22 protein-coding genes are annotated in these 26,840 nt (G+C 63.5%); 3 read left to right on the top strand and 19 right to left on the bottom strand.

The window, feature by feature from the left end; all coding sequences use genetic code 11:
• Positions 1-28: 28 nt before the first annotated feature.
• The 4 genes from H2509_RS03075 to H2509_RS03060 form a co-directional block, all read right to left on the bottom strand.
• On the bottom strand, positions 29-1,903 hold the full coding sequence (locus tag H2509_RS03075) for an extracellular solute-binding protein (RefSeq protein WP_182162179.1): 1,875 nt from the start codon (positions 1,901-1,903) through the stop codon (positions 29-31).
• Positions 1,900-3,783 (bottom strand): extracellular solute-binding protein, encoded by a 1,884-nt coding sequence (locus tag H2509_RS03070; RefSeq protein WP_182162177.1) that lies wholly within the window; start codon positions 3,781-3,783, stop codon positions 1,900-1,902. The genes H2509_RS03075 and H2509_RS03070 overlap by 4 nt, the downstream gene beginning before the upstream one ends.
• A gap of 178 nt (positions 3,784-3,961) precedes the next feature.
• A complete protein-coding gene (locus H2509_RS03065; protein WP_182162175.1) occupies positions 3,962-5,170 on the bottom strand; it encodes a diguanylate cyclase domain-containing protein in 1,209 nt (402 codons plus the stop codon).
• A gap of 429 nt (positions 5,171-5,599) precedes the next feature.
• Positions 5,600-6,157, bottom strand: coding sequence for a c-type cytochrome (locus H2509_RS03060; RefSeq protein ID WP_182162173.1), 558 nt, complete (start codon positions 6,155-6,157; stop codon positions 5,600-5,602).
• 196 nt (positions 6,158-6,353) lie between these two features.
• Between H2509_RS03060 and H2509_RS03055 the strand changes: the two genes are divergently transcribed.
• The 3 genes from H2509_RS03055 to H2509_RS03045 are packed head-to-tail and all read left to right on the top strand — an operon-like array spanning position 6,354 to position 9,059.
• Positions 6,354-7,091: a 3-deoxy-manno-octulosonate cytidylyltransferase gene (locus H2509_RS03055; protein WP_182162172.1), complete on the top strand. Its 738-nt coding sequence runs from the start codon at positions 6,354-6,356 to the stop codon at positions 7,089-7,091.
• Positions 7,092-7,139: 48 nt separating this feature from the next.
• Entirely contained in the window at positions 7,140-8,030 is an 891-nt protein-coding gene (locus tag H2509_RS03050; RefSeq protein ID WP_182162170.1) for a prephenate dehydratase, read from the top strand.
• 27 nt (positions 8,031-8,057) lie between these two features.
• Positions 8,058-9,059, top strand: coding sequence for an adenosine kinase (locus H2509_RS03045; RefSeq protein WP_182162168.1), 1,002 nt, complete (start codon positions 8,058-8,060; stop codon positions 9,057-9,059).
• A gap of 64 nt (positions 9,060-9,123) precedes the next feature.
• On the opposite strand, the gene H2509_RS03040 is transcribed toward H2509_RS03045, so the two are convergent.
• The 15 genes from H2509_RS03040 to H2509_RS02970 all read right to left on the bottom strand — a co-directional run bounded on the left by H2509_RS03040 (position 9,124) and on the right by H2509_RS02970 (position 26,818).
• Entirely contained in the window at positions 9,124-9,744 is a 621-nt protein-coding gene (locus tag H2509_RS03040) for a 2,3-bisphosphoglycerate-dependent phosphoglycerate mutase (protein ID WP_182162166.1), read from the bottom strand.
• A 39-nt stretch (positions 9,745-9,783) separates the two neighbouring features.
• Positions 9,784-10,596, bottom strand: a complete 813-nt coding sequence (dapB, locus tag H2509_RS03035; RefSeq protein WP_182162164.1) for a 4-hydroxy-tetrahydrodipicolinate reductase — start codon at positions 10,594-10,596, stop codon at positions 9,784-9,786.
• Between the two features lie 172 nt (positions 10,597-10,768).
• Positions 10,769-12,886 (bottom strand): polyribonucleotide nucleotidyltransferase, encoded by a 2,118-nt coding sequence (pnp, locus tag H2509_RS03030; protein ID WP_182162162.1) that lies wholly within the window; start codon positions 12,884-12,886, stop codon positions 10,769-10,771.
• 475 nt (positions 12,887-13,361) lie between these two features.
• Positions 13,362-13,631, bottom strand: coding sequence for a 30S ribosomal protein S15 (rpsO, locus tag H2509_RS03025; protein WP_182162160.1), 270 nt, complete (start codon positions 13,629-13,631; stop codon positions 13,362-13,364).
• A 3-nt stretch (positions 13,632-13,634) separates the two neighbouring features.
• A complete protein-coding gene (truB, locus tag H2509_RS03020; protein WP_182162158.1) occupies positions 13,635-14,612 on the bottom strand; it encodes a tRNA pseudouridine(55) synthase TruB in 978 nt (325 codons plus the stop codon).
• Positions 14,613-14,616: 4 nt separating this feature from the next.
• Complete coding sequence (rbfA, locus tag H2509_RS03015; protein WP_182162156.1) at positions 14,617-15,033, bottom strand: 30S ribosome-binding factor RbfA; 417 nt, start codon at positions 15,031-15,033, stop codon at positions 14,617-14,619.
• 81 nt (positions 15,034-15,114) lie between these two features.
• Entirely contained in the window at positions 15,115-17,799 is a 2,685-nt protein-coding gene (gene infB / locus H2509_RS03010) for a translation initiation factor IF-2 (RefSeq protein WP_182162154.1), read from the bottom strand.
• A 102-nt stretch (positions 17,800-17,901) separates the two neighbouring features.
• The gene (locus tag H2509_RS03005; RefSeq protein ID WP_182162152.1) at positions 17,902-18,558 is read right to left on the bottom strand and encodes an RNA-binding protein; all 657 of its coding nucleotides are present in this window, start codon (positions 18,556-18,558) and stop codon (positions 17,902-17,904) included.
• Between the two features lie 57 nt (positions 18,559-18,615).
• Positions 18,616-20,265, bottom strand: coding sequence for a transcription termination factor NusA (nusA, locus tag H2509_RS03000; protein ID WP_182162150.1), 1,650 nt, complete (start codon positions 20,263-20,265; stop codon positions 18,616-18,618).
• An 88-nt stretch (positions 20,266-20,353) separates the two neighbouring features.
• The gene (rimP, locus tag H2509_RS02995) at positions 20,354-20,938 is read right to left on the bottom strand and encodes a ribosome maturation factor RimP (RefSeq protein ID WP_182162147.1); all 585 of its coding nucleotides are present in this window, start codon (positions 20,936-20,938) and stop codon (positions 20,354-20,356) included.
• Positions 20,939-21,165: 227 nt separating this feature from the next.
• A complete protein-coding gene (trmB, locus tag H2509_RS02990; protein WP_182162145.1) occupies positions 21,166-21,852 on the bottom strand; it encodes a tRNA (guanine(46)-N(7))-methyltransferase TrmB in 687 nt (228 codons plus the stop codon).
• A gap of 67 nt (positions 21,853-21,919) precedes the next feature.
• The gene (metK, locus tag H2509_RS02985) at positions 21,920-23,092 is read right to left on the bottom strand and encodes a methionine adenosyltransferase (protein WP_182162143.1); all 1,173 of its coding nucleotides are present in this window, start codon (positions 23,090-23,092) and stop codon (positions 21,920-21,922) included.
• A gap of 188 nt (positions 23,093-23,280) precedes the next feature.
• On the bottom strand, positions 23,281-23,688 hold the full coding sequence (locus H2509_RS02980) for a helix-turn-helix domain-containing protein (RefSeq protein WP_182162141.1): 408 nt from the start codon (positions 23,686-23,688) through the stop codon (positions 23,281-23,283).
• Positions 23,689-23,904: 216 nt separating this feature from the next.
• Positions 23,905-25,494: an apolipoprotein N-acyltransferase gene (gene lnt, locus H2509_RS02975; RefSeq protein ID WP_182162139.1), complete on the bottom strand. Its 1,590-nt coding sequence runs from the start codon at positions 25,492-25,494 to the stop codon at positions 23,905-23,907.
• A gap of 205 nt (positions 25,495-25,699) precedes the next feature.
• Entirely contained in the window at positions 25,700-26,818 is a 1,119-nt protein-coding gene (locus H2509_RS02970; RefSeq protein ID WP_235974638.1) for a transporter associated domain-containing protein, read from the bottom strand.
• Positions 26,819-26,840: the final 22 nt, after the last annotated feature.

Here is a 26,840-nt window from a genome sequence, read left to right as displayed (position 1 = left end):
CTTACCTATGTCTTCGCTAGCGACGGCCTCAGCCGCCGCTCTTGCCGATGACGGCCGCTTTGGCCTCGTCGAACCACCACGTCGTCTCGACCGGGAACTCATATGCCGGAGGCTCGGCCGGCATGCCGAACACATCCCACATCGCGACCGTATGCACCGGCTTGTACCATTGCGGCACCCAGTAGTAGCCCGCGCGCAGGCATCGGTCGAGGGCCCGGGCCGCAACCGTCATATCCTCCCGGGTCGGCGCGAAAATCGCCTTCTCGATCAAGGCGTCAATCGCCGGATGGCTGATACCGGCCAGATTCGAGCTGCCCGGCGTGGCAGCCGACTTCGATCCCCAGAACTGGCGAATCGATTCGCCCAGCGTCGCTTCCAGCGCATAGCGCCTGCCGCAGATATCGAAGTCGAAATCGTTCAGTCGCGACTGGAACTGGGACGGGTCGACCAGGCGGAAACTCGCCTTGATGCCGAGTCGTTCGAGATTCCTGATATAGGGCAGCGTTATCCGCTCGAAGGCGGGCGAGTTGGACAGGAACTCGATCTCGAAGGCCTTGCCGTCCGGCAGCCGCAAAATGTTGCCGTCCCGCGTACAGCCGGCCTCCATCAGCAGTTGGTTGGCCTTGCGCAGCAGCGTCCGGTCCTGGCCTGAGCCGTCGGATGTCGGCGCCATGATCGCAGGGCCGAAAACGTCAGGCAGCAGGTTGTCGCGATAGGGCTCCAGCAGCGCTAACTCGGCGGCATCCGGCTCTCCCATCGCCATCATCGCCGAATTCTCGAAAAAGGAATTCGTGCGCGTGTAGAGACCGTAGAACAGACTAGCATTCGACCATTCGAAATCGAAGGCAAGACCCAGTGCCTGCCGCACCCTCGGATCGGAAAACTTGTCCCGCCTCGTATTGAAGAACCAGCCCTGTGCGCCCGACGGCCTATTGTCGGGAAACTCCGTGCGGATCACGCGTTTCTCGTCAAGCGCCGGGAACGTATACTCCGTCGCCCAGCGCTTGGAGGAGAATTCCTCCTGGAAGGTGATCGCACCCTTCTTGAAGGCCTCGAACGCGACCTGGGAATCGCGGAAGAATTCCAGCCGGATGACGTCGAAATTGGACTGTCCCCTGGCCACCGGCAGGTCTTTGCCCCACCAGTCCTCCACCCTTACATATTCGACATACCGGCCGACCTCGTACTTGCCGACGCGATAGGGTCCGGAGGAAAGCGGCGGTGTCAGGGTCGACTGCGCGAAATCATAGGTCGTGTAGTAGGACTTGGAGAGGATCGGCAGCGCCGCCACGATCAGCGGCAGCTGGCGCGACTGCTTGCCGGAAAACCGCACGACCACTCGCGAAGGATCGGGCGCTTCCGCGGAAGCGAGTTCGGCAATCGTCTGCTGGATCTGCGGATGCCCCATCTCCTTCAGCGTCATCAAGGAAAAGGCGACATCCTCCGCCGTCAGCGGCGAACCGTCGTGGAACCGCGCTTCCCCCCGCAGATGGAAGACATAGGTGTTGCCGCCATCGAGGATCTCGACGCTTTCGGCGACCAATCCGTACATGGCATCCGGCTCGTCGAGCGCGCGTACCATCAGCGTGTCGAAGCAAAGCTCCATCCGCGGCGGCGCATCGCCCTTCAGGATGAAGCTGTTGAAGGAATTGAACGTCTGCGGGTTCTGATTGTAGGCCCAGGAAGGCGCGGTGAAGACGATCCGCCCACCCTTCGGCGCATCCGCGTTGACATAGTCGAAGGCGGAAAATTCGGGACCGTATCTGAGATCGCCAAAAACCGACAGTCCGTGACGACGCTCGCCTTCGGCAAGGACGCGGACCGAAGGCAGGCACGCCGCCATCGCAGCAGCAGCCGAAAGCTTCAGCACGGTGCGCCGGCTGGGCGCCATTCCATGCGTCATGACTTGCCTCCAACCCGCTTCGCCTTTTCGGCATCCCACCACCAGATGGTGGGGAAGCCGTGCGAATATTCCGGCAGGTTCTCCGGGTGGCCGAACCGGTCCCAGCGCGCCGTGCGGTCGAGGTCCAGATAGAACTGCGGTACGACGAAATTATGGGCAAGCAGCACGCGGTCGAGCGCGCGCGTGGCCGCAACCAGTTCCTCGCGATCCTTCGCGAAGATCACCTTCTGGATCAGCGCATCGACGCCCTTGTCCTTGATGCCGGCATAGTTGCGCGACTGCTGCCGGTCCGCCGCATCCGATCCCCAGAAATCGAGTTGTTCGTTGCCGGGCGACAGCGACTGTCCCCAAACGGCGGTGATCATGTCGAAATCGCGGTCGCGGATGCGGTTGATATATTGCGGCGTGTCGATCACCCGCAAATTGAGCTTGATGCCGAGCCGCTGCAGGTTGCGGGCATAGGGGAGGATCAGCCGTTCCGAATTCGGATCGTTGGCGAGAAACTCGATCGTGAAGGGCTCACCCGTCGCCTTGTTGACGAGCGCGTTGCCGCGCAGCTCGTAGCCGGCCTCGTTCAGCAGGTTGAGCGCGGTGCGCAGGTTTTCCCTTAGCTTTTGCGGATCGCCGTTGACCGGGTTTTCGTAGGGCGAGGTGAAGACCTCCGGCGGCACGAGATCGCGCACGCTTTCCAGGATTTCCAGTTCCTTGCCCTCCGGCAGGCCTGAAGACGCAAGCTCCGTTCCGGCGAAATAGGAGGGCACGCGCTTGTACTGCCCGAAGAAGGTCGTCTTGTTGGCCGTCTCGAAGTCATAGGCGAGATTGAGCGCCCGGCGCACCCGCTCGTCGGAGAACTTCTCCCGCCGCAGGTTCGGCACGAAAGCCTGCATCACGCCGCTGGCCCGGTCGGGGAAGGTCTCGAGAATGACCCTCCCGTCCTTTACGGCCGGAAAATCGTAACCCGTCGCCCAGTTCTTGGCGCTGTTTTCCGCGCGGAAATCGTATTGGTCGCCCTTGAAGGCTTCCAGCAGCACGGTCGTGTCACGGAAGGTGTCGTAACGCACCCGGTCGAAATTGTTGGTGCCGACGCGAGCCGGATGATCCTCCGCCCAGTAGCCGGGCACGCGCTCATAGACGATGTAACGGCCCGGCTCGAAATCGGCGATGCGATAGGGGCCCGAGCCGAGCGGCGGCTCCAGCGTGCCGTTCTCGATGCTGCGTTGCTTGCCGTTGGCGTCGACGCCCTCCCACCAGTGCTTCGGCAGGATCAGGAGCTGGCCGACGATATGCGGCAATTCGCGATTTCCGGAAGCGTCGAAGGTGAAGCGGACCACGCCGTCGCCGGCATCTTCTGCCTTTGCGACATGCCGATAGTAGAAGGATTGGCTCGGGTTGAGCTCCTTCACCTTCTCGAAGCTCCAGATCACGTCCTCGACCGTGATCGGAACGCCGTCATGCCATTTGGCCTTCGGATCGATCCGGTATTCGACCCAGGAATAATCATCCGGATACCGAACCGCCTCTGCGATCAGGCCGTAACTCGCGCTGATGTTGAGTTCGTCGAGCGAAGATTCCGTCAGCGAATCATAGAGAAGCCCAAGCCCGATCGCGACATTGCCCCTCGGCAGGATCGGATTGAAGCTGTCGAAGCCGCTGGAATCGGCTAGACGGACGATGCCACCCTTCGGCGCAGCCGGATTGACATAGTCGAAATGCTTGAAGTCGGCGGGATACTTCGAATCGCCCGTCAATGCGGACGCATGATGCCATTCCGGTTCCTCGGCCGTAGCCGGGTGAGCGGCGATGGCGACCAGCGAAGCAAGCAGGGCGAAGAGAGCTGTCCTTGCAGTCGGCTTTCGCCGGATATTCGCTAATGCCCGCATGATGGTCTTCGATCCCCTGCTCAATTCCTGCCCGACCGGCGGCACCTGCCGCTGATGCCGGCTCATATCATTTTGCAGGATATATTAGGGGCTCGCGCTGCGCTTCGACACCTGCGAAACGCTTTATGACAAAAGTTTAATCACGATTCCGAAGCCCTGCAGGAGCGGAGGGAAACTCTCACATCTGCACGGCAAAATTGTTTTTCGCACGATACATGCGCTTGTCGGCAAGCACCATCAGGTCATCCACCGTTTCCGCATCCGAGGGATAGGAGGCCCAGCCGACACTTGCCTGAATCGCGATCGGCTTGTCCCCGATGATGACCGGCTCGCTGACCCGGTTGCGGAAGCGATCGGCGATGCCGACGGCAACCGGGCCCGCCGCCACACCCGGCATCAGCACCACGAATTCATCGCCGCCAACCCGCGCGACCGTATCGGTCTTGCGGGTTTCGTCCTTGAGGCGACGCCCCACCTCCTTCAGGAGTGCATCGCCCACTGCATGGCCATAGACATCATTGATCGGCTTGAAGCCGTTCAGGTCGACGAAATAGACCTGAAAATCGAAGCCCGTGCGGTCGGACAGCGCGGCAAGTTGCAGCAGACGGTCCTCAAGCAAACGCCGGTTCGGCAATCCCGTCAAAGCGTCGTGCAGCGCCATTGCGCGCGCCTTTTGGTGAGAAATCGCAAGTAGAAAGGCCAATACCGCCAATACCGCACTAACCCCATAGCCGATGACCCGAGCCAGACGGATGGCAAACGGATCGACTTTCCAGCCACCAACCGGAAGCCCGGCGATCTGCCAGCTTCCGGACGGAAGGATGACCGGAAGGGTGATGGCGTCTCGCTGGAAGAGCGTCCCGTCGCCCATGATGATATCTCCATCGGCTCCGGAACCGTCAGCTCCCCTGACCGCGAATTCGTAACCGGCATTCTGCGGCTCGATCCCCGCATCGGCGAAAAGGCCGGCGATATCGACGACGACCCCCGCCATTCCCCAGAACCGCCTTTCGGCCTGAGGGCCGGCCTCGGGCGCCGCGACGAAGATCGGGGTGCGGGCAATCAGCGCCTGGCCGCCCTGCACGAGATCTACGGGTCCGGCAACGACCGTCGCCCTTTCTTTTATCGCCCGCTCCACGCTCGGCCATTGCACGGGGTTGGCCCTGTAGTCCAGACCGACCACTGCTTCGTTGCCGGCAAGAGGATGCACGAAACGAATAACGTTGTCGGGCGCGAGCGCCACGTTGCGGACGTTGCGGGCGATAGCCACCGTTTCCGCCGCAAAGCGCTGGAACTCGGATTCGGAAAGGTCGGGGCGCGTCGCGACATAACTGACCAGCCCATGCGCGACATGCAGCGTCGCGTTGACTTCCCCCTCAAGCTTCACGCGTACCTCGGACAGACGGGCAAGGGCTTCGGCTTCCGCGCGCTCCCTGGCATTTTCACCAAGGATCGAGGCGACATATTCCGTAAGGCAAGATCCAGCTGTAAAAAGTATCAATGCAAGCAAGATCGCAGGGGCGAAGCCCACCTTATTGGGCGCATACGAAAATATGGAGGAAGTCCCCTTCGTCATGTCATCGGTGCCTTTATCCAATAAAGTCACTTTAACGCTGACCTCGAATCATTTGACTTCGTATCGACAGGATAATTCCATTTTTGAATGAATAATTCCCTTAAAAGAGATTTTAGTAGAACAATAAGGCGGAAAATAAAAAAGCGGGAGGAGCCTGGGGCTCACTCCCGCTTTTGATCGTATTGAGATCGATGGGCGAGCTCAATCGGGAAGCTCGCGTCCAGGACCCGCTGTAACGGCTTACTCTGCCGGCAACGGCTCCGGGTTATCCGACAGGCTGCGCAGATAGGCGATCACGTCGGCGCGCTCTTCCGGCTTCTTCAGGCCTGCGAAGGACATCGACGTGCCGGAAACGAGGTTCTTGGGGTTGGCGAGAAACTGGTCGAGTTCCTCGTAGGTCCAGCTATCGGTCTGCTCGCCAAAGGCAGTCATAGCGGAAGAGTAGCCGAAACCTTCGTGGCTGCCGGGCTTGCGGCCAACAACATCCCAGAGACCCGGCCCGACCTTGTTGGCGCCACCCTTCTCGAAATTGTGGCAGGCGGCGCACTTCTTAACGCTCTTTTCGCCGGATTCCACACTCGCTTCGACGAGGCGCGTACCGATCGGAACGATCTCTTCCTTTCCGCCTTCGGAAACTTCGGTTGCGCCACCCTCATCCGTAGCGACGGCGATTTCAAAGCCGGGCTTTTCGGGACGGTGGGGCTCGAAAATGACATCCGATACGATGCCCAACCCCATTGCGACGAGAAGGGCGAGCAAAACCGCGCCGGCGATCTTGTTCAGCTCGAAGGAATCCATCCTGTCAGGCTCCAGCTATATATGACCATGCACGCACGGCAAACGCGCCCGCGGAACCCTACCGCAGCCGCGCAGCCGAAAATTTGCCGGAACCTACAAATTTTTTGACGCCCGTGTCCATAGGTATAAAAGGGCAATCCGTGAGACATTTCGCCCTACAGGCGTCCATTTTCGAAAAAAGCACCCGGAGCACCCCTTGAAAGAGGCTCTCGTCCTGATTCCGTCCCGCATGGCCGCCACGCGTCTCCCGGACAAGCCGCTGATCGATATCGCCGGGAAACCGATGATCGTCCACGTTCTGCGGCAGGCCGAGGCTGCCGGAATCGGGCCGGCCGTAGTCGCCTGCGACGACGAACGCATCAAGCAGGCGGTCGAGGCTGCGGGCGGAAAGGCGGTGATGACGAGCCCAGACCACCATTCCGGCTCCGACCGCATTTTCGAAGCGATGAAGCTGGTGGACCCGGACGGTCGTTTCGACGTCATCCTGAACCTGCAGGGCGATACACCGCTGATCGAGCCGGATGCGGTAAATGCCGCATTCGAACCGCTTGCAGATCCGGCGGTCGATATCGGCACCATCATGACCGAGATCCGCACCGAGGAGGGTCGGAGCGATCCAAGCTTCGTAAAGGCCGTGGTGACCCCCCTCTCCGGTAGGCGCAATCGTGCACTCTACTTCACCCGCGCCACCGCTCCGACGGGCGACGGACCGCTCTATCAGCATATCGGCGTCTATGCCTACCGGCGTGCAGCCCTGGAGCGCTTCGTTACACTGCCCCCGTCCCCGCTGGAGATCCGCGAGAAACTCGAGCAATTGCGGGCGCTGGAAGACGGCATGCGCATCGACGTCAGCCTTGTCGACAGCGCGCCGATGGATATCAATACGCCCGCGGATGTGGAACGGCTGCGAGCGAGACTCGAAACTGCCGGATAAAGATCGCCGCAACCAGCGAAGCTCAGCCTTCAGAAAGAAAACATCCGCATGTCCGACCAGAAGAAAATCGTCTTTCAGGGTGAGATCGGCGCCAATTCCCACATGGCTTGCCGCAATGTCTATCCCGACTACCAGGCCGTTCCCTGCCCGACTTTCGAAGACTGCTTCCAGGCGGTGGAAAGCGGACGTGCGGACCTGGCCATGATACCGATCGAGAATTCGGTCGCCGGGCGTGTAGCGGATATTCACCACCTGCTGCCGCATTCCTCGCTGCACATCATCGGCGAGTATTTCCTGCCGATCCGCTTCCAGCTGGTCGCCCCGAAGGGGGCGACGCTGGAAGGCCTCCAGACGGTGCAGAGCCATGTCATGGCGCTTGGTCAGTGCCGGAAGGTGATCCGCGAACTCGGCCTTTCGACCGTCATCGGTGCCGATACCGCGGGGTCCGCACGCCAGATTGCCGAGCGAAACGACCCGAGCGCGGCGGCCCTTGCGCCGGAAATCGCAGCTGAGATCTATGGTCTCGATATCCTGAAGCGCGACGTGGAAGACGAAGCGCACAACACGACCCGCTTCGTCATCCTGTCGCGCGAGGACCTGAAGGCCGCCAATAACGGCCAGCCGGTGATCACCACTTTCGTCTTCCGGGTGCGCAATGTGCCGGCCGCGCTCTACAAGGCGCTCGGCGGTTTCGCCACCAACAACGTCAACATGACGAAGCTTGAGTCCTACCAGCTGGAAGGCCAGTTCTTCGCGTCCATGTTCTATGCGGATGTGGAAGGCCATCCCGACGACCGCTCCGTCGCGCTGGCGCTTGAAGAGCTCGAATTCTTCTCCGCCGAGCTGAAGATTTTGGGCATCTACCGCGCCAGCCCCTTCCGCGAGAAGATCCGCGAGCCAGAGGCCAATCGCGCGCTGCGTCCCACTCCGGCAATCTGACCCAAATCATCAAGGATATCCGATCCAATGACCGACACCCGCTTCGATGCGCTTTGCATCGGCAACGCCATCTGCGACGTCTTTTCTCATGTGGAGGAGGACTTCCTGAGCCGGGAAAACCTGGTGAAAGGCGCCATGCGGCTGATCGACACCGCCGAAGCCGTTCGCCTCTACGACCAGATGGGACAGACGGTGCGAATTTCGGGCGGCAGCGCCGGCAATACCGCCGCAGGTATCGCGTCGCTCGGCGGCAAGCCAGCCTATGTCGGCAAGGTTGCGGAAGACGAACTCGGCCAGAGCTATGCGCACGACATGCGCGGTGTTGGGGTACATTTTGCAACACAACCGCTCGCCAATCGCGCACCTACTGCTCGCTCAATGATCCTGATCACGCCGGACGGCGAGCGCACGATGAACACCTATCTCGGCGCCTGCGTCGAGCTGTCGCCGGAGGACATCGACCCCGATACCGTGCGCGCGGCGGCCGTCACCTATATGGAGGGCTATCTCTGGGATCCGCCGGCGGCGAAGCAGGCTTTCCTGCGGGCGGCCGAGATTGCGCATGCGGCCGGGCGGCGTGTCAGCCTCACCCTGTCGGACGCCTTCTGCGTCGATCGCTACCGGCCGGAGTTCCTGGCGCTGATGCGCGACGGCATCGTCGACCTGCTGTTTGCCAACGAACACGAGCTTCGCTCGCTCTACGAGACCTCCGACCTCCAGACGGCGATCGATGCCGTGCGCGAGGATTGCCGCCTGACCGCGCTGACCCTCGGTGGAGAGGGCGCCATGGCGATCTCGCGCGAGGAGACGGTGCATGTGCCCGCCCGGAAGGACATCGAAGTCGTGGACCTGACCGGCGCGGGGGACCTGTTCGCCTCCGGCTTCCTCTTTGGCATGGCTCGCGATTTCGACCTGACCACCTCGACCGAACTCGGCTGCCTGTGTGCTGCGGAAGTGATCGGCCATGTGGGAGCCCGACCCGAGAGGAACCTGGCCGATCTCGCCAGGCAGGAAGGTTTCGTTTCCTGAGTGTGAAATGAAAAAGGCGGCCGTCGGGCCGCCTTTTCCGCTACTGCGGGAATGATTCCCGCAGTCAGTCGGTCAGGTCCTGCACGCTGTCGATCGAGCCGTCTTCCTTCAGCCGGTAGACGATCGGGGCGCCCGTCGCCAGTTCCCGCTTCAGGATCTGCTCGGGCGTCAGCCCTTCCAGTTCCATGACGAGCGAACGCAGCGAATTGCCGTGCGCGGCCACGATCACGCGTTCGCCGCCGAGAACGCGCGGCAGGATTTCGGCATGGTAGTAGGGCAGAACGCGCTCGGCCGTCATCTTCAGGCTTTCGCCGCCCGGGGGCGGCACGTCGAAGGAGCGGCGCCAGACATGCACCTGCTCCTCGCCGAACTTCTCGCGCGCCTCATCCTTGTTCATGCCCGTCAGGTCGCCGTAGTCGCGTTCGTTCAGCGCCTGATCCTTGAGTGTCTCAAGGCCCGTCTGGCCAAGCTGCTCCAGGATCAGCGCCAGCGTATGCTGCGCCCGCGTCAGGTCCGACGTGAAGGCGATATCGAAGGAAAGCTTGAGATCCTTCAGCTTCTTGCCCGCTTCCACCGCCTCGGCCACGCCCTGCTCGGTCAGGTCCGGATCTTTCCAGCCGGTGAAGAGATTCTTCAGGTTCCAGTCGCTCTGGCCATGCCGCACCAGCACCAAGAGGCGTTCCATCTCAATCAGTCTCCCAGTTCGCACCCCAGCACGGAGCGCTCAGAAAGCAAGGCCGAGAAGATCGGCCATCGAATAGAGTCCCGGTTTCATGTTGCGCGCCAGCAAGGCGGCCTTGACCGCACCGGCCGCGAACAGCTGCCGGTCTTCGGCATGATGGGAAAGCGTGAGGCGTTCGCCGGGGCCGGCGAAGATCACGCTGTGATCGCCGACCACGGAACCGCCGCGCAATGTCGCAAAACCGATATCGCCTTCGCGCCTCGGCCCGGTATGACCGTCGCGGACGCGCACCGAATGGTCGTCCAGCGTTATTTTCCGCCCGTCCGCGGCAGCCTTGCCCAGCAGCAGCGCGGTTCCCGACGGTGCGTCCACCTTATGCTTGTGGTGCATTTCGACGATCTCGATGTCGTAGTCGACATCCAGCACCTCCGCCGCCTTCCTGACGAGCGCGGCAAGGAGATTGACGCCGAAGCTCATATTGCCGGACTTGACGATCCGCGCGTGGCGGGCCGCGGCATTGATCCGCTCCTCGTCTTCCGCGCCAAGACCGGTCGTGCCGATGACATGGACGATGCGCGCCTGGGCCGCAAATTCACTGTAGAGCCGGGTCGCCGCAGGCGAGGTGAAATCCAGCACGCCGTCAGCCTTCGCGAAGGCGGGCAGCGGATCGTCGCTGACGGCAACACCGATCGGACCGACACCGGCAAGCTCGCCGGCATCCTTGCCGATGACCTGGGAACCTTCGCGATCGATCGCGGCGGACACGACCGCGCCTTCCATTTCCGTGACGGCACGGATCAACGCGCGGCCCATCCGCCCGCCGGCGCCGACCACCACAAGGCGCATGTCGTTCATGACAATTCCTCCAGCGGACCCGGACAATCGACCCGATTCGGCGACAGCACGCCGGCCGCGTCGAGTTGCGGCGGGTATATCACCTCATTTCACCAAGGCAATGGCGCAAACGCAAATGGCCGGACCTTGCGGCCCGGCCATTGCATCTTGGTAAATTGCCGAGACGGCCGGCTTACTCGGCCGCCTGGATCTCCTGGCCGGTCGACTGGTCGACGACCTTCATCGACAGGCGCACCTTGCCGCGCTCGTCGAAGCCCATCAGCTTCACCCACACCTTGTCGCCTTCCTTGACCACATCGGTCACCTTGGCGACCTTCTGCGGAGCAAGCTGGGAGATGTGGACGAGGCCGTCCTTGGCGCCGAAGAAGTTCACGAAGGCGCCGAAGTCGACGCACTTCACGACCGTTCCCTCGTAGATCATGCCGACTTCCGGCTCGGCCGCAATCGAGTTGATCCAGTTGATCGCCGCCTTGATCGCCTTGCCGTCGGCGGAAGCGACCTTCACCGTGCCGTCGTCCTCGATATTGATCTTGGCGCCGGTCTTCTCGACGATCTCGCGGATCACCTTGCCGCCCGAACCGATCACTTCGCGGATCTTGTCGACCGGGATCTTGATCACCTCGATGCGCGGGGCGTGCTCGCCAAGCTCGGCGCGCGCCTCGGTGATCGCCTTGGCCATCTCGCCGAGGATATGGACACGACCGTCCTTCGCCTGGTCGAGAGCAACCCGCATGATTTCCTCGGTGATGCCGTCGATCTTGATGTCCATCTGCAGCGAGGTGATGCCGGCAGCGGTGCCCGCCACCTTGAAGTCCATGTCGCCGAGATGGTCTTCGTCGCCCAGGATGTCGGACAGAACCGCGAAGCGGTCGCCTTCCTTGATCAGGCCCATGGCAATACCGGCGACCGGCGAGCGAAGCGGCACGCCGGCATCCATCAGCGCCAACGATGTGCCGCAGACGGTGGCCATCGACGAGGATCCGTTCGATTCGGTGATCTCCGACACGACGCGGATCGTGTAGGGGAATTCGTGATGGGCCGGCAGCATCGGATGGATCGCCCGCCAGGCAAGCTTGCCGTGGCCGATCTCGCGACGGCCGGGCGAGCCCATGCGGCCCGTTTCGCCGACCGAGAAGGGCGGGAAGTTGTAATGCAGCATGAAGGTCGCCTTGTAGGTGCCTTCAAGCGCGTCCACGAACTGCTCGTCCTCGTTGGTGCCGAGCGTGGCCACCGCAAGCGCCTGGGTTTCGCCGCGGGTGAAGAGAGCGGAACCATGAGAACGCGGCAGCACGCCGACTTCCGACACGATCGGGCGGACCGTCTGCAGGTCGCGGCCGTCGATGCGCACGCCCTTGTCGAGGATCCCGCCGCGCACGATTTCAGCTTCGAGCTTCTTGAACAGGTCGGAAACCACGTTGGAAGCAGGAGCATCCTCGCCGCCATTGGTGATGAGGGCCTCGACGACCTTCGCCTTGGCAGCGTCGATCGCATTGCGGCGCTCGGTCTTGGCGGTGATCTGATAGGCCGACACCAGGTCTTCGGCGGCGATGTCGCGGATCTTGCCGGAAAGTTCCTCGGTGTCCTTGACGATCAGCTCGCGCGGTTCCTTGGCGGCCGTCTCGGCAAGCTTGATGATTGCCTCGATCACCGGCTGGAAACCGCGGTGGCCGAACATCACGGCGCCGAGCATGACGTCCTCGGGGAGCTCCTTGGCTTCCGATTCCACCATCAGCACAGCCTCGCCCGTACCCGCGACGACGAGATCGAGCGCCGATTCCGGCATGTCGTCGATCATCGGGTTGAGGACGTATTCGCCGTTGATATAGCCGACGCGCGCGCCACCGATCGGGCCCATGAAGGGAATGCCGGAAAGGGTCAGCGCGGCGGAAGCGGCAACCATGGCCACGATATCGGGCGAATTTTCCAGATCGTGCGAAAGCACGGTGGCGATCACCTGGGTGTCGCACTTGAAGCCGTCGACGAAGAGCGGGCGGATCGGCCGGTCGATCAGGCGCGAGGTCAGCGTCTCGTGCTCGGACGGACGGCCTTCACGCTTGAAATAGCCGCCCGGAATCTTGCCCGCGGCGAAGGCCTTTTCCTGATAGTTGACCGTCAGCGGGAAGAAATCCTGGCCCGGCTTCGGCTCCTTGGCAGCGACCACCGTCGCCAGCACCTTGGTCTCGCCATAGGTCGCCATGACGGCGCCGTCGGCCTGCCGTGCGATCTTGCCGGTTTCGAGCGTCAGAGGACGTCCGCCCCAATCGATTTGCACGCGATGAATATTGAACATGTCGTTTCCTAACTTCCTGCCGCCGCACGGGATCGTTCAATGGCGATCACCTCAAGCGGCAGCGCTTGCATGAAGCGTCCTTCCATCAGGAAGGAGCGCGAATTCCGCAGGACGCGCCATGGGCAAGACGGCGAGACGCTCAGCCTTTTCAGCGGCGGCGAAACGTCTTGCGATCCTGCCCCATGACCGCCTTTGCGGCCTTTGGATCACGACGAGATCGGATCGATACGAGCCGGTCTCATAAAACGTGATCGATTCTTATAGTCCGGAGCGGGATTTCAGGCGAAGACCGCTCACACTTTTTGCCTTCCTGCTCCAGCGGATCCGCTTCCCTCTTTTCGAGACGTTCAGCGTCTCGAAGGCCCTGAAACGGAACCCGCATCTCGTCGCCGAGCGAACAGGCTTTTCCGGCGACACACTACGCAACCAAGCGAAAACGCGGCAGACCGAAGCCTGCCGCGCCTTCTTAAAGCAATTAGCGGCGAATGCCGAGACGCTGGATCAGCGTCTTGTAGCGCTCCTCATCCTTCTGCCTGAGGTAGTCAAGCAGGGAGCGGCGCTGGCTGACCAGCTTCAGCAGACCACGGCGGGAATGGTTGTCCTTGCCGTGAGACTTGAAATGCTCGGTCAGGTTGGAGATGCGAATCGACAGGATAGCGACCTGCACTTCCGGGGAACCCGTATCGCCTTCCTTGGTGGCGTATTCCTTGATCAGCTCAGCCTTGCGCTCAGCGGTAATCGACATCGGTCAGTCCTTTGCTGTTGCCTGAGCGCCGCCGCGAAGCGGCGCCACGTTGAAAACGCGCTTGGGGAGCACTTCGCCACGCAGGATCTCGGCCAGGGCTATCAGCTCGCCGGCCGATGTAACACTGACAAGACCCTTGAATGCGGGCGCGTCCCTGCCGCGCAACAAAACGCCCTGCCCCTTGCGAAGCAGAGCAGCATCCGCCCGGCTGACGGCCAGCGCCGGGATGTCGTCCAGCGCGGTCTCAACGGGCAGAAACAGATTGGCATGGGCTTCACTCAGCCCTTCGCCGGGCGCACATTGCCCCAGTTTCTCGATATTTTCCAGCGGAATCATGTCTTCTTCGGCGAAGGTACCGACAACGAGGCGGCGAAGGCCGGTGACATGACCGCGCGTGCCGAGCCGGTGGGCAATGTCGCGCGCCAGGGCGCGCACATAGGTGCCCTTGCCGCATTCGGCTTCGAAAACAGCATGATCGGCGTCCGGAAGTGCGGCGAGCGAAAGCGCGTGCACATCGATCGGGCGGGCGGAAAGTTCCACCTCCTCCCCGGCGCGCGCAAGATCGTAGGCCCGTTCGCCCGCCACCTTGATGGCGGAAAATTTCGGCGGCACCTGCATGATCGTGCCGACGAACTCGGGCAGAACGCCCAGAATTTCGGCTTCCGTGGGCCTGATTTCGGACGTGGCGACAACCGCCCCCTCGGCATCGTCGCTCGCCGTTTCCGCGCCCCAGGTCACCTCGAAGCGGTAGACCTTGCGGCCGTCCATGGCGAAGGGGACCGTCTTCGTCGCCTCGCCGAAAGCAAGCGGCAGCAGGCCCGAGGCCAACGGGTCGAGCGTGCCGGCATGGCCGACCTTTTCAGGGTGAAGGATCCGCTTGATGCGCCCCAGCGCCTCGTTGGAGGTCAGGCCCTTCGGCTTGTCGAGGACCAGCCAGCCGTCGATCCGGTTTCGTTTCTTCTTGCCGCGCTGCACCGCCATGGCCTCAGTCGGTATCGCCGGCCGCGTCGTCGTCGAGATCCCGGCGGACGGTATCCGAGCCCAGCAGACGGCCGATACGGTCGTCGTCGTCGAAGCGCGTGTCCAGTATGAAGCGCAGGTCCGGGCTGAATTTCATGGTCAGGCGCCGCGACACCTGGCCGCGCAGGAATTTCGTATGCCGCGACAAGGCGTTGACGACCCTGCCGGCATTCTGGCCGCCGAGCGGCATGACGAGGCAGGTCGCAAGGCGAAGATCCGGCGTCATGCGCACTTCCGGCACCGTGATGATCGTTCCGGCAAGCTCGGGGTCGGACAGTTCGCCCCGCGACAGGATGTCCGAAAGTTCCTTGCGGACGAGTTCGCCCACCCGCAGCTGGCGCTGCGAAGGCTGGCCCGCGCTTTCACCGCGTGTGCGCGCCATGATCTTTTCCGCTCATGAAATGGTCCGCGCGACGCTGACGAAAACGTGTCGCCAGCTGTCGCATCCTGTCCGATTTGCCTATCAGAGGGTACGGGCGATCTGCTCCACCCGGAAACACTCGATGATGTCTCCCGGCCGCATGTCCTGATAGTTCTCGAAATTCATGCCGCACTCCTGACCGGCCTGAACTTCCTTCACCTCGTCCTTGAAGCGCTTCAGGGTGCCGAGCCTGCCTTCGTGGATCACCACGTTGTCGCGGATGAGACGCACTTCCGCACCGCGCTCCACCACACCTTCGGTGACCCGGCAGCCGGCGACCTTGCCAACCTTGGTAATGTTGAAGACCTGGAGGATCTCCGCATTGCCCAGGAAGGTCTCGCGCCGTTCCGGCGACAGCAGGCCGGACATCGCCGCTTTAATGTCATCGACCAGGTCGTAGATGATGTTGTAGTAGCGGATCTCGATGCCTTCCTGGTCGGCCGCCTCGCGCGCCTGCTTGTTGGCGCGCACGTTGAAGCCGATGATCGGCGCATTCGAGGCCGAAGCGAGGGTCACATCCGACTCGGTGATGCCGCCGACGCCGGCATGCAGCACGCGCGCCGCCACCTCGTCCGTGCCCAGCTTTTCCAGCGCGCCGACGATCGCCTCGACGGAACCCTGCACGTCGCCCTTGATGACGAGGGGGAATTCCTTGCGGCCCGACTCCTGCAGGCGGTTCATCATCTGCTCCAGCGACCCACGGGCGCCGCTGATATGGAGCGATGCCTTTTCGCGCTTCTGGCGCTGGCGATAGTCGACGATCTCGCGCGCACGCGCCTCGTTTTCCACCACCGCGACACGGTCGCCGGCTTCCGGCGTTCCCTGGAAACCCAGCACCTCGACCGGCTTGGAGGGCCCCGCCTCCTTCACCTGATTGCCGTTCTCGTCCAGCATGGCGCGGACGCGGGCCCATTCGGCGCCGGCAACCAGAATGTCGCCGACCCTGAGCGTGCCCTTCTGGATGAGGACGGTCGCGACAGGACCGCGGCCCTTGTCGAGCTGCGCCTCGATGACGATGCCTTCCGCCGTGCGGTCCGCATTCGCCTTCAGTTCCAGCACCTCGGCCTGCAGCAGGATCATCTCCAGCAGCTTTTCGAGATTGGTGCCCTTCAGCGCGGAGACTTCGACGTCAATGACGTCGCCGCCCATCGATTCCACGACGATCTCGTCCTGCAGCAGTTCGGTGCGGACGCGGGTGGGATCGGCCGCCGGTTTGTCCATCTTGTTGATGGCGACGATGATCGGCACGCCCGCCGCCTTGGCATGGGCGATGGCTTCCTTCGTCTGCGGCTTCACGCCGTCGTCGGCCGCAACCACCAGCACCACGATGTCCGTGGCCTTGGCGCCGCGAGCGCGCATCTGCGTGAAGGCGGCGTGGCCCGGCGTATCGATGAAGGTGATCTTCTGATCGCCGAGTTCGACCTGATAGGCGCCGATATGCTGGGTGATGCCGCCGGCTTCGCCAGCAACCACATTGGCCTTGCGGATGGCGTCGAGCAGCGAGGTCTTGCCATGATCGACGTGACCCATGATCGTGACGACCGGCGGCCGGGACTCCATGGCCTCGTCCGCATCCACCTCGGTGAACAGGCCTTCCTCGACATCCGATTCGGAGACGCGCTTCACCGTGTGCCCCATCTCCGAGGCGATCAGCTCCGCCGTATCGGCGTCGATCACGTCGTTGATCTTGAGCATCTGCCCCTGCTTCATCAGCAGCTTGATGACGTCCACGGCGCGCTCCGCCATGCGGTTCGCGAAATCCTGGATGGTGATCGCTTCCGGCAGGATGACCTCGCGCGAGATCTTCTCGCGCTGCACCTGGATGCCGGCCCGCTTTTCCTTCTCGCGACGGCGACGAAGCGAGGCGAGCGAACGGCTGCGGCCTTCCTCACTACCCGTCGCCGAGGTGATGGTCAGCTTGGAGCGGCGGCGATCGTCGCCGCCGGGACGCGCCGGAGCGCGAACGGGCGCAGCCTTCGGCCGCTTGACGGCCTTGAGACCGCCCTTGGGCGCCTCTTCCTCTTCCGCCTCGGCCACAGGCTTGCGCACTCCGGGACGGTCGACGCGTGGAGCGACGGCCTCCTTCTTGTCAGCCTTCGCGTCGGCGGCAACCTTGGCCGCGGCAGGCGCGACGGCGGCGGGCTGCGGCTCTGCCGCCGCATCCTCGACCTTCGGAGCGGCGGCCGCGGCAGCCACTTCCTCGGCCGCACGCCTGGCAGCCTCCTCGGCCTCGCGGCGGGCGCGCTCTTCTTCCTCAACCTTGCGCCTGGCTTCCTGCTCGGCGCGGATACGATCTTCCTCTTCGCGGCGCTTGCGATCCTCGACCTCGCGGATCTGCGCCTCGCGCAGGGCCGCGGCGCGGGCCGCGGCCTCTTCGCTGGTCAGCGTGCGCAGAACCGCGCCGCCACCCGAGCGCTGCTGCTGGCGCTGGCCGCCGCCCTGACGGCGACCCTGACCGGCATCGGCGCGCGGAGCCGCGCGCTCCGGCTGCTCGACCCGCTGCGGCTCGGCCGCCGCCTCGACGGGCGCGTCCATCTCGCCCTCGGGCCGGCCTTCCTGACCAGGCATCACGATCCGGCGCTTCTTCTTCTCCACGACGACGGCCTTCGACCGTCCGTGGGAGAAGCTTTGACGCACCGTGCCCTGCTCGACGCCAACGCGCTTCAAGCCAAGCGTCTTGCGCTCCACGCTGATCGTCTTGTCGCCGGGATTTTTCGTTTCGCTCATATCGCCTTCAGTCCTGCGCAGCCGCATCGTCGAAGCGTTCCGCACCCCGCCGGGCACTTTTCAGACCGCTTCGCATCCAGAAACCGACCAGCCGTTCCAGCCTCAAACCGCCCTGGGTTCGAGATCGGCCGATCCTTCGTCGTCAACCGGCACCCCGTCCGACACGCTTCGATAGCGCGCCAGGCGAACCGCCCTTTCAAGAAATCCTGCGCTCGCCGGTCCGGCAAGCAGTGCAGCATGTATCACATTTGACCGGCCCAATGCCAAATCCAATTGAGCCGAGGTGAACAAACGGACGATCGGACATCCGCCTGAACCAGCAAACCGGGCACCCGCAAGCGCCGCAAGCTTACCCAAACCGTCTTCGGCGCCGTCGCTGGCCTGCACCAGACCAACAGCCTCGCCGGACCTCAACGCCGCCTCGACCTTGGCGAAGCCGGTAACCACCTGTCCGGCCTTGCGGGTAAGCGACAACGCCGAGAGGGCCGCCTGCTCCAGCAGGCCATCCACACGCTCCGCCAGCCCGGGCTCGACGCGAACCGCCGATTTCAGGCTCCTGGCAAAGACGCGCTTGCGCTCTGCCTGTGCCACCGCAACCGCCGTCGCGGTCACCCAGACGCCCCGCCCCGGCAGCTTCGCCTTGATATCCGGGACCAGGCCGCCATCAGGCGCCTCGACGAAGCGCACCAGCTCGGAAACGGGCCGCACGTCGCGCGTCAGTGCACAGCAGCGCTCCAGCGGTTCGTTCTTCCTTGGCAACAGCCGCTCCGTCGTTCGTTCCGGCGCCACAGCGGCGCCGGATATCTCCAAATCCGCTCAGGCCTCGTGCACGCGGCCTGTCGGCTCGACCGAGTGAGCCGGCGCAACTGGCTCCTCTGCCTCCACCTCGACCTCTTCCTCCGGCTCGACCGCAAGGTCCTCTTCGCTGATCCAGCCGGCGGCGATGCGGGCGGCCATCACCATGCCTTCCGCATCCGCGCGGCTGACCTCGAAGTCGCTCAGAGCGCCAAGGTGCTTGGTAACCTCGCCATTCTTGCGCTCGGTCCAGCCGACGAGATCATCCGCCGCGCATCCGGCGAGATCATCCATCGTCTTGATGTCCTCCTTGCCGAGCGCCACGAGCATCGCCGTGGTCAGGCCGTCGATGGCTCGAAGCTCGTCCGAAACGCCGAGTTCACGGCGCTCCGCGTCGAGCTTCTCTTCCAGCTCGTTCAGGTGCTCGCGGGCCCGCGCCTGGATTTCCTCGGCGGTCTCCTCGTCGAAGCCCTCGATGGTGGAAATCTCGTCAAGGTCCACATACGCGACTTCCTCAACGGAGGCAAACCCTTCGGACGCCAGCAGCTGGCCGACCATCTCGTCGACGTTGAGCGATTCCATGAACAGGTTCGAGCGCTCGACGAATTCCTTCTGGCGCCGCTCGGACTCTTCCTGCTCCGTCATGATGTCGATCGCCCAGCCGGTAAGCTGCGAGGCAAGGCGGACGTTCTGACCGCGACGGCCGATCGCCAGCGACAGCTGGTCGTCCGGCACCACCACCTCGATGCGCTCGGCATCCTCGTCCAGCACCACCTTGGCGACTTCCGCCGGCTGCAGCGCATTCACGATGAAGGTCGCCGCATCCTCGTTGAAGGGAATGATGTCGATCTTCTCGCCCTGGAGCTCGGCCACCACCGCCTGGACGCGGCTGCCGCGCATGCCGACGCAGGCGCCGACGGGATCGATGGAGCTGTCCTTGGAAATGACGGCGATCTTGGCCCTGGAGCCGGGATCGCGCGCCACGGCGCGGATCTCGATGACACCGTCGTAGATTTCCGGCACTTCCTGGGCAAAGAGCTTGGCCATGAACTGCGGATGGGTGCGCGACAGGAAGATCTGCGGGCCGCGCTGCTCGCGCCGCACGTCGTAGATATAGGCGCGAATACGGTCGCCGTTGCGGAAGATCTCACGCGGGATCAGTTCGTCGCGACGCACGATGCCTTCGCCACGCCCGAGGTCGACGATGACATTGCCGTATTCGACACGCTTGACCACGCCGTTGACGATCTCGCCGATACGGTCCTTGAATTCGTCGTACTGGCGGTCGCGCTCGGCCTCGCGCACCTTCTGCACGATCACCTGCTTGGCCGACTGGGCGGCGATGCGGCCGAAATCGAGCGGCGGCAGCGGCTCGGCGATAAAATCGCCAAGCTGGGCCTCCGGATTGCGCCGCCGCGCTTCGTCGAGAGCGATCTCGGTGGAGATATTCTCGACATTTTCCACGACCAGAAGCAGGCGCTGCAGGCGGATCTCGCCAGTGCGGCCGTTGATCTCCGCGCGCACCTCGGTCTCGGTGCCATAACGGGACCGCGCGGCCTTCTGGATCGCATCCTCCATGGCGGCGATTACGATCTCGCGGTCGATCGACTTCTCTCGCGCCACCGCATCGGCGATCTGCAAGAGTTCCAGCCGGTTCGCACTGATTGCCATCTCAGTTCACTCCTTTGGCGCCCGCTCGCAAGCCGGGCCCTTCACTCCCTGAGGACCGCACCCGCATGGGCACCGTCCCGGTCGAATTTCACTCGTCTTCAACTTCACCGGGCGCAGCGCCGCGTCCCTCCCGCGCCGCCTTGTCCGCCCGCAATGCCGCCGCGATCAGATCATCCGTCAACACCAGCCGCGCTTCGCGGATATCGGCGATGGGAAGCGTCACGTCACGCACCTCCTCCGCCTTGGCGTCGTCGAGGCGTAACAGGGCCGCGCCCTGCTTCGTGCCGAGGATGATGCCGCGGAAGCGCTTGCGCCCATCCAGCGGGATCGCCATCTCGACCTTGACGACATGGCCGCTCCAGCGGTCGAAATCGCCCTCCCGCACCATCGGCCGGTCGATACCCGGCGAGGACACTTCCAGATGATAGGCGCGGTTGATCGGATCATCCACGTCAAGCGCCGGCGAAACCGCGCGGCTGACCTCCTCGCAATCCTCGACGGTCATCGTGCCGTCGGGGCGCTCGGCCATGATCTGCAGCGTACAGCCGTTCAGGCTCGAAATGCGGATCCGGACCAACCGGTAGCCGAGATCCTCGACGACAGGCTCGACTATCGCGGCGACGCGCGCCTCCAGCCCGCTTTCCCTGACCAGCCTTGGATCCTGATCCTGCACAGATTTCCCCGTCTTTCGACCGTCAGCTCAAGAGGATAAGCACAGACGCCTGTTTTCGTCGGCCGCTTCGCAAACGGCAAAACCAGGTCCCTGAAACAAAAAAGAGCGGGTCCCGGGTGGGCCCACTCTCCAACCACTCTTACGAGCCGCTTGAGAACTTTGTCGCGGAATATAGTCAAAACCGGCCAGGAAGCAAGGGCAGATTATCCCCGCCCCTTGCTGCGCCGTCAGATGCGCCGGAATTCGAGGTAACGGGGCACGCGGCCCTCGCCGACCGCCTTTTCCTCGTAGCGCGTGCCGGACCAGGGCTGCCAGGGCGTCTTCCAGTCGGCCGCGCTTTCCGCCAGCCATTCGAAGCCCGGATGGTCGCGCATGTGGCGAAGCGTCCAGTCGACATAGGTGTCGATATCGCTGGCGAAGCGGAAGATAGCGCCCGGTTTCATCACCCTGTGGTAACGGTCGAGATTGACCGGGTTGATGAAGCGCCGCTTCCAGTGCCGCTTCTTCGGCCATGGATCGGGATAGAGCTGATAGACGCCGTCGACGGAGGAGGCGGGCAGCCAGTCGAGCAGCTTGCCGGCGTCGTCGTCGAAGAGCCGCGCATTGGCAAGCGGCGCCTCATCGAGGGCGGCGACCGCCTTCGCCATACCGCTGACGAAGGGCTCCACGCCGATGAAGCCGATGTCGGGCAGGCGCGCGGCCTCGTGTAGAAAATGCTCGCCGCCCCCGAAACCGACCTCCAGCCAGACAGCGGCGACGTCGGCGGCGAACAGACTTTTCAGGTCGGCGGGTGGCGGCGCGGCGATATCGACCTTCAGACGCGGCAACAGGGTCTGCATGAGCGCGGTCTGGCGCTCGCGCAAGGGCTTGCCCTTGCGGCGGCCGAAGAAGGAGCCTTCCCTGTGATCGGTCATGTCGCGGCTGTCGTGCAAGGCCGGCCGGATTGCTCCGGCCGGGCGTATCTTCGTTCGAGGTTGCCTGTCAGCCCGCGATGTCGCGCAGCGTATGCACCAGATCTATCTTCTCCCAGGAGAAGCCGCCATCGGCCTCCGGCTCGCGGCCGAAATGGCCGTAGGCGGCGGTGCGGGCGTAGATCGGGCGATTGAGGCCCAGGTGCTGGCGGATACCGCGCGGGGTCAGGTTCATGACCTCGCGGAGCGCCATTTCCAGCCGGCTTTCGTCGCAACGGCCGGTATCGTGCAGGTCGACATAGACCGCAAGCGGCTCGGCAACGCCGATCGCATAGGCAAGCTGGATGGTGCAGCGGTCGGCGAGATCGGCGGCCACCACGTTCTTCGCCAGGTAGCGCGCGGCATAGGCCGCGGACCTGTCGACCTTGGTCGGATCCTTGCCCGAGAACGCGCCGCCGCCATGGGGAGCCGCGCCGCCGTAGGTGTCGACGATGATCTTGCGGCCGGTGAGGCCGGCGTCGCCGTCCGGACCGCCGATGACGAACTTGCCCGTCGGATTGACGTGCCAGCCCGTGTCGCGCGAGATCCAGCCCGAAGGCAGGGCGGCGGTGATATAGGGTTCGACGATCGCCCGGACATCTTCCGATTCAAGCGAGGCGTCGAGATGCTGGGTGGACAGCACGATGGACGTGACGCCGACCGGACGGCCGTTCGCATAGCGGACCGTCACCTGGCTCTTGGCATCCGGCCCCAGCGCCGGCTCCTTGCCCGACTTGCGGGCCTCGGCCAGCATGCGCAGGATCTTGTGGGCGTAGAAGATCGGCGCCGGCATCAGTTCCGGCGTCTCGCGGCAGGCGTAGCCGAACATGATGCCCTGGTCGCCGGCGCCCTCGTCCTTGTTCTCCGCCGCGTCCACGCCTTGGGCGATGTGAGCCGACTGCGGATGCAGGTGAACGGCAACGTCGCAGGTCTCCCAGTGGAAGCCTTCCTGCTCGTAGCCGATGTCCTTGATGGCCAGGCGCGCCAGATGGGCGAGATAATCATGCGTCAGGGTATTGGGACCGCGCGTCTCGCCGGCAATGACGACGCGGTTGGTCGTGGCCAGCGTTTCGCAGGCGACCCGCGCCTCGGGCATTTCGCCCAGGAAAGCGTCGACAATCGTGTCGGAGATACGGTCGCACACCTTGTCCGGGTGCCCCTCCGAGACGGATTCGGAGGTGAAAAGGTAGTCCTGACGCGCCATGGCAGATCGTCCTTCTGGGAAGCAAAAAGCGCGAAGCGGCAGTATTACCTGCCGCTTCGCGGGTCTAATGCAGCGTTTGAAGGACGTCGTCAAGCCTTGGCGGTCCGGGCGCGGGCGCACACGGCTACCCCGTTACACGCTCCGCAACCAGGCGCGGCACGCCCGCCGGGGTGTCGGCCACCGGCCTCTTACGCCTCCTCGCCGGCAAGCGAGCGAACGAGATCGACGATGCGGCGGCGGACCCGCGCATCCTCGATGCGAACGAAGGCCTTGTTGAGGGACAACCCTTCCGAGGAAGACAAAAAGTCGACCACGTAGGACGTTGGCTGGGTGCCGCTCGCCTCCATGGCTTCCTGGGGAGTGCCGGGGGCATCCTCAAAGAAAAAGGAAACGGGAACCTTCAGGACGGTCGAAATATGCTGAAGACGGCTGGCACCGATGCGGTTCGTCCCCTTCTCGTATTTCTGAATCTGCTGAAAGGTAATTCCAAGGCTTTCACCAAGTTTTTCCTGGCTCATGCCGAGCATCATGCGACGAAGTCTAACTCGACTGCCAACATGAACATCGATGGGGTTTGGTGCTTTCTTACTGGGCATTGTGGCCTTCTTTCACGGTTTGTCTCGCATAGTGACCTAAGGTTATTTTATTTTATGCCGATACAATCGACGAACTGTTTTGGATTTCGCCTTGTCTAACTGGCGACCACACCAAGATCAGCAAGCGAATTGACCTTGCATACACTCCTTTTCAGTGTCGTCCGCAATTAGACGTAGTGACGACGTTAAAATGATGACGCTACGACTATGCGGTCGTCAATCATTACGAGTATTGATTTTTAGTCTTAATATGAAAATAAATCCGAACGAAACCAGCAAGGCAATGAAAAATAACGATAATCCGTGCCGCGCATAAAATGTGGGCGGAAGCCGGGCAGGCAACGCTGCGTCAATCGCTCCGCGAACCCCAAGCTCCAGACGATCGAGAATGCGCCCGCGGGAATCGAAAATCGCTGAAATTCCGGTATTTGCGGCGCGGATTACCGGCATTCCTTGCTCCACGGCACGCAAGCGCGCCTGCACCAAATGCTGGTATGGGCCGGCAGTCATGCCGAACCAGGCGTCGTTGGTGACGTTGAGTATCCACCCCGCCTCTTCTTCAGAGGTCGATGCAATTCCCGGAAATATGATCTCGTAGCACACCAGCGGCAGGAAGGCGGGCAGGCCATCCAGCCGCATCGGACGCTGCCGGAACCCGGCCTCGAACGTTCCCGCGCCCTGAACGAGCCCGCGGATGCCCAAGGCCTCGAAAAAGCCCTCCAGCGGCACGTATTCGCCGAAAGGCACCAGGCGCACCTTGTCATAGGCATCCACGATCGTGCCGTCATCGGCGATGGAGAAGATGCTGTTGTAGAAGACGCGCTGCTCGCCCCGTATTTCCGAGCGGATGGCTCCCGTCACCAGCGTCTCGCCCGGCTTCAGGAAACCCGCGATCGCCGCCAGCGCGCCCGGCTCCTCGGTCAGCAGGAAGGGCACCGCCGATTCCGGCCAGATGGTCAGGCGCCGCGATGCGCCAGCCAGGGCTTCGGGAAACGGACGCCCGCTCATCTCCACATAGGTGGAAAAGACATTGGCGCGGTTTTCCGGCAACCATTTCTCTTCCTGCGGGATGGCGGGCTGGACGATGCGGATCGCGGTGTCCGCGACCTCGCCCGGGCTTTCCTGCGACAGGCGGAAGAAACCGAAGCCCGCCATCAGGGCAAGAAGCAACGCCGCCAGGCCCGCAAAGATACGCCGTCCGGGAGCCTCGTCGGCCAGGACGGCGGGAGCGGCGAAGATGAGGATGGCAAGAAAACCGAGGCCATAGGCACCGACGATCGAGGCCCCCTGCACCAGGACCAGATTGCCCGCGAAGGCCTGCCCGAAGGTATTCCAGGGAAAGCCGGTCAGGATCGTGCCGCGCAGCCAGTCGGTCAACGAAAGCGCAAAGGCGAGCACCACGATGCGAGGCCAGCCGGACCGCCAGAAGAGGGCCGCGATCGCCCCGGAAAGGGCGGAAAACAACGCCAGCCCGGCCGGCATGGCGAGCACGGCGGCCGGCAGCAGCCAGGCAAAGGCCTCGGCATCGACGAGGAAGGCGCGCCCGATCCACCACAGGCCGGCCAGGTGATAGCCGAAGCCGAACCACCAGCCGACAGCCATGGCGGGGCGGAACCTTCGGCGTCCCGTACCTTCCGCCGCTATCGCCCCGTCAAGCAGCCAGACGAGCGCGGGAAAAGTCAGCCACAGGACGGCGAACCAGCCCAGCGGCGCGAGCGACAAGGCAGAAGCCGCACCCGCGAACAAGGCCAGCCCCCAGCGGCGCCAGCCCCAGGCAAGCAGGAAGACATGCGAAAGTCGCTGCACGCGCTTGCTCCCGTCCCGGACGCGCGCGCCGCCTCATCCCCGATGCGAGGAACAGAGGCCAACGTCGTCCCGACGCCTCGAAGGGCCCGAACCCCGGTCGGGAAGCCGGACCCAATCCTGTTTGGCAGAATAGCGGCGAATCACCGCAAGCGGGGAGGATGTTCAGCGCGAGGCGTCGCCCCGGTCAAGTACGTCATGGTTGCGGTCAATCGTCGCTACCCGTCTCGCCGCCCGGACCGCGCCGGCCGCGCCTGCGGCTGTCGACAGCTCGCGGCTCGCCCCGCCTGCGCCGAATCCTGAGACGCTTCAAACGCCTGGGATCGGCGTCCAGCACCTCGAACTCGAAACCCGGCAGCACGCGGGGCGAGATCAATTCGCCGCGTACCGGCACGCGGCCGATCAGCGTGAAGAGCAATCCGCCCAGCGTATCGACCTCCTCGGCGAGATCGCCGATCTTGAAATCCGCGCCGAGCTCTTCCTCGACCTCCTCGAGCGGCGCGCGCGGATCGGCGATCCACACGCCGTCGCCGACGGAGGCGATCAGCGTTTCCTCGTCCTCGTCGTGCTCGTCCTCGATATCGCCGACAACCGTCTCGACCAGGTCCTCGAGCGAGACGAGACCGTCCGTACCGCCATACTCGTCGATGACAAGCGCCATCTGGACGCGGCCGGCCTGCATCTTGGCCATCAGGTCTGTCGCCGGCATGGACGGAGGGACAAACAGGATCGGCCGCACGATACCGAGATCGGACAGAGGTTTCTGAAGATCGACATTCGACAGGTCGAGGCCGAGATCGGAATTTGAGGCGTTGCGTTCCACCGCTTCCGCCTCCTCCCTGTCCTCGCCGTTGCCGTTCACCTTCGCGTTTTCCACGAAGTAGGACATCAGGTCCTTGATGTGGACCATGCCGCGCGGATCGTCGAGGCTGTCGCGATAGACGGGCATACGGGAGTGGCCGGATTCGCGGAAGACGTCCATCAGGCGGCCGACGACGATCGTTTCCTCCACCGCATCGATATCGGCGCGCGGCACCATGACGTCATCGACGCGCACCTCGCGCAGGCGCAGGATGTTGCCAAGCAGCATGCGCTCCTCCGGCGAGAAGATCATGTCCGCCCCGCCACCGTCGCGGGCGAGCTCGTCCTGGAGGTTTTCGCGCAGCGTACCCTTGCCGCTGTTCCACGCGCCGCGAAGCTTGCGGAACGCCTCGCGGAAGGGGTGGAAGATCACTGTCCCGACCGGTTGTCGGGCTGCCGGCGCCTCTCCTGTTTCTGAAGGCTGTTCGGCCGGCGCGTCGGGACTTCGGGCTTCGGAGTCTGTCATCTTCATTTTCCGTCCGCTCGGC

This window comes from Stappia albiluteola (genome assembly GCF_014050225.1).
In the GTDB taxonomy this organism is placed as follows: Bacteria; Pseudomonadota; Alphaproteobacteria; order Rhizobiales; family Stappiaceae; genus Hongsoonwoonella; species Hongsoonwoonella albiluteola.
Note: the sequence above shows the minus strand (reverse complement) of the source record. Positions and strands in the feature narration are given on the sequence as shown.

What these genes read in the sequence shown, in the direction of transcription:
- H2509_RS03075 (WP_182162179.1), bottom strand. Translation starts at nt 1,903, where the DNA reads ATGACGCATGGAATGGCGCCCAGCCGGCGCACCGTGCTGAAGCTTTCG.
- H2509_RS03050 (WP_182162170.1), top strand. Translation starts at nt 7,140, where the DNA reads ATGTCCGACCAGAAGAAAATCGTCTTTCAGGGTGAGATCGGCGCCAAT.
- nusA (WP_182162150.1), bottom strand. Translation starts at nt 20,265, where the DNA reads ATGGCAATCAGTGCGAACCGGCTGGAACTCTTGCAGATCGCCGATGCG.
- H2509_RS03060 (WP_182162173.1), bottom strand. Translation starts at nt 6,157, where the DNA reads ATGGATTCCTTCGAGCTGAACAAGATCGCCGGCGCGGTTTTGCTCGCC.
- H2509_RS02980 (WP_182162141.1), bottom strand. Translation starts at nt 23,688, where the DNA reads ATGCCCAGTAAGAAAGCACCAAACCCCATCGATGTTCATGTTGGCAGT.
- H2509_RS03040 (WP_182162166.1), bottom strand. Translation starts at nt 9,744, where the DNA reads ATGGAACGCCTCTTGGTGCTGGTGCGGCATGGCCAGAGCGACTGGAAC.
- metK (WP_182162143.1), bottom strand. Translation starts at nt 23,092, where the DNA reads ATGGCGCGTCAGGACTACCTTTTCACCTCCGAATCCGTCTCGGAGGGG.
- rbfA (WP_182162156.1), bottom strand. Translation starts at nt 15,033, where the DNA reads ATGGCGCGCACACGCGGTGAAAGCGCGGGCCAGCCTTCGCAGCGCCAG.
- dapB (WP_182162164.1), bottom strand. Translation starts at nt 10,596, where the DNA reads ATGAACGACATGCGCCTTGTGGTGGTCGGCGCCGGCGGGCGGATGGGC.
- pnp (WP_182162162.1), bottom strand. Translation starts at nt 12,886, where the DNA reads ATGTTCAATATTCATCGCGTGCAAATCGATTGGGGCGGACGTCCTCTG.
- infB (WP_182162154.1), bottom strand. Translation starts at nt 17,799, where the DNA reads ATGAGCGAAACGAAAAATCCCGGCGACAAGACGATCAGCGTGGAGCGC.
- trmB (WP_182162145.1), bottom strand. Translation starts at nt 21,852, where the DNA reads ATGACCGATCACAGGGAAGGCTCCTTCTTCGGCCGCCGCAAGGGCAAG.
- truB (WP_182162158.1), bottom strand. Translation starts at nt 14,612, where the DNA reads ATGGCGGTGCAGCGCGGCAAGAAGAAACGAAACCGGATCGACGGCTGG.
- H2509_RS02970 (WP_235974638.1), bottom strand. Translation starts at nt 26,818, where the DNA reads ATGACAGACTCCGAAGCCCGAAGTCCCGACGCGCCGGCCGAACAGCCT.
- H2509_RS03045 (WP_182162168.1), top strand. Translation starts at nt 8,058, where the DNA reads ATGACCGACACCCGCTTCGATGCGCTTTGCATCGGCAACGCCATCTGC.
- H2509_RS03070 (WP_182162177.1), bottom strand. Translation starts at nt 3,783, where the DNA reads ATGCGGGCATTAGCGAATATCCGGCGAAAGCCGACTGCAAGGACAGCT.
- rpsO (WP_182162160.1), bottom strand. Translation starts at nt 13,631, where the DNA reads ATGTCGATTACCGCTGAGCGCAAGGCTGAGCTGATCAAGGAATACGCC.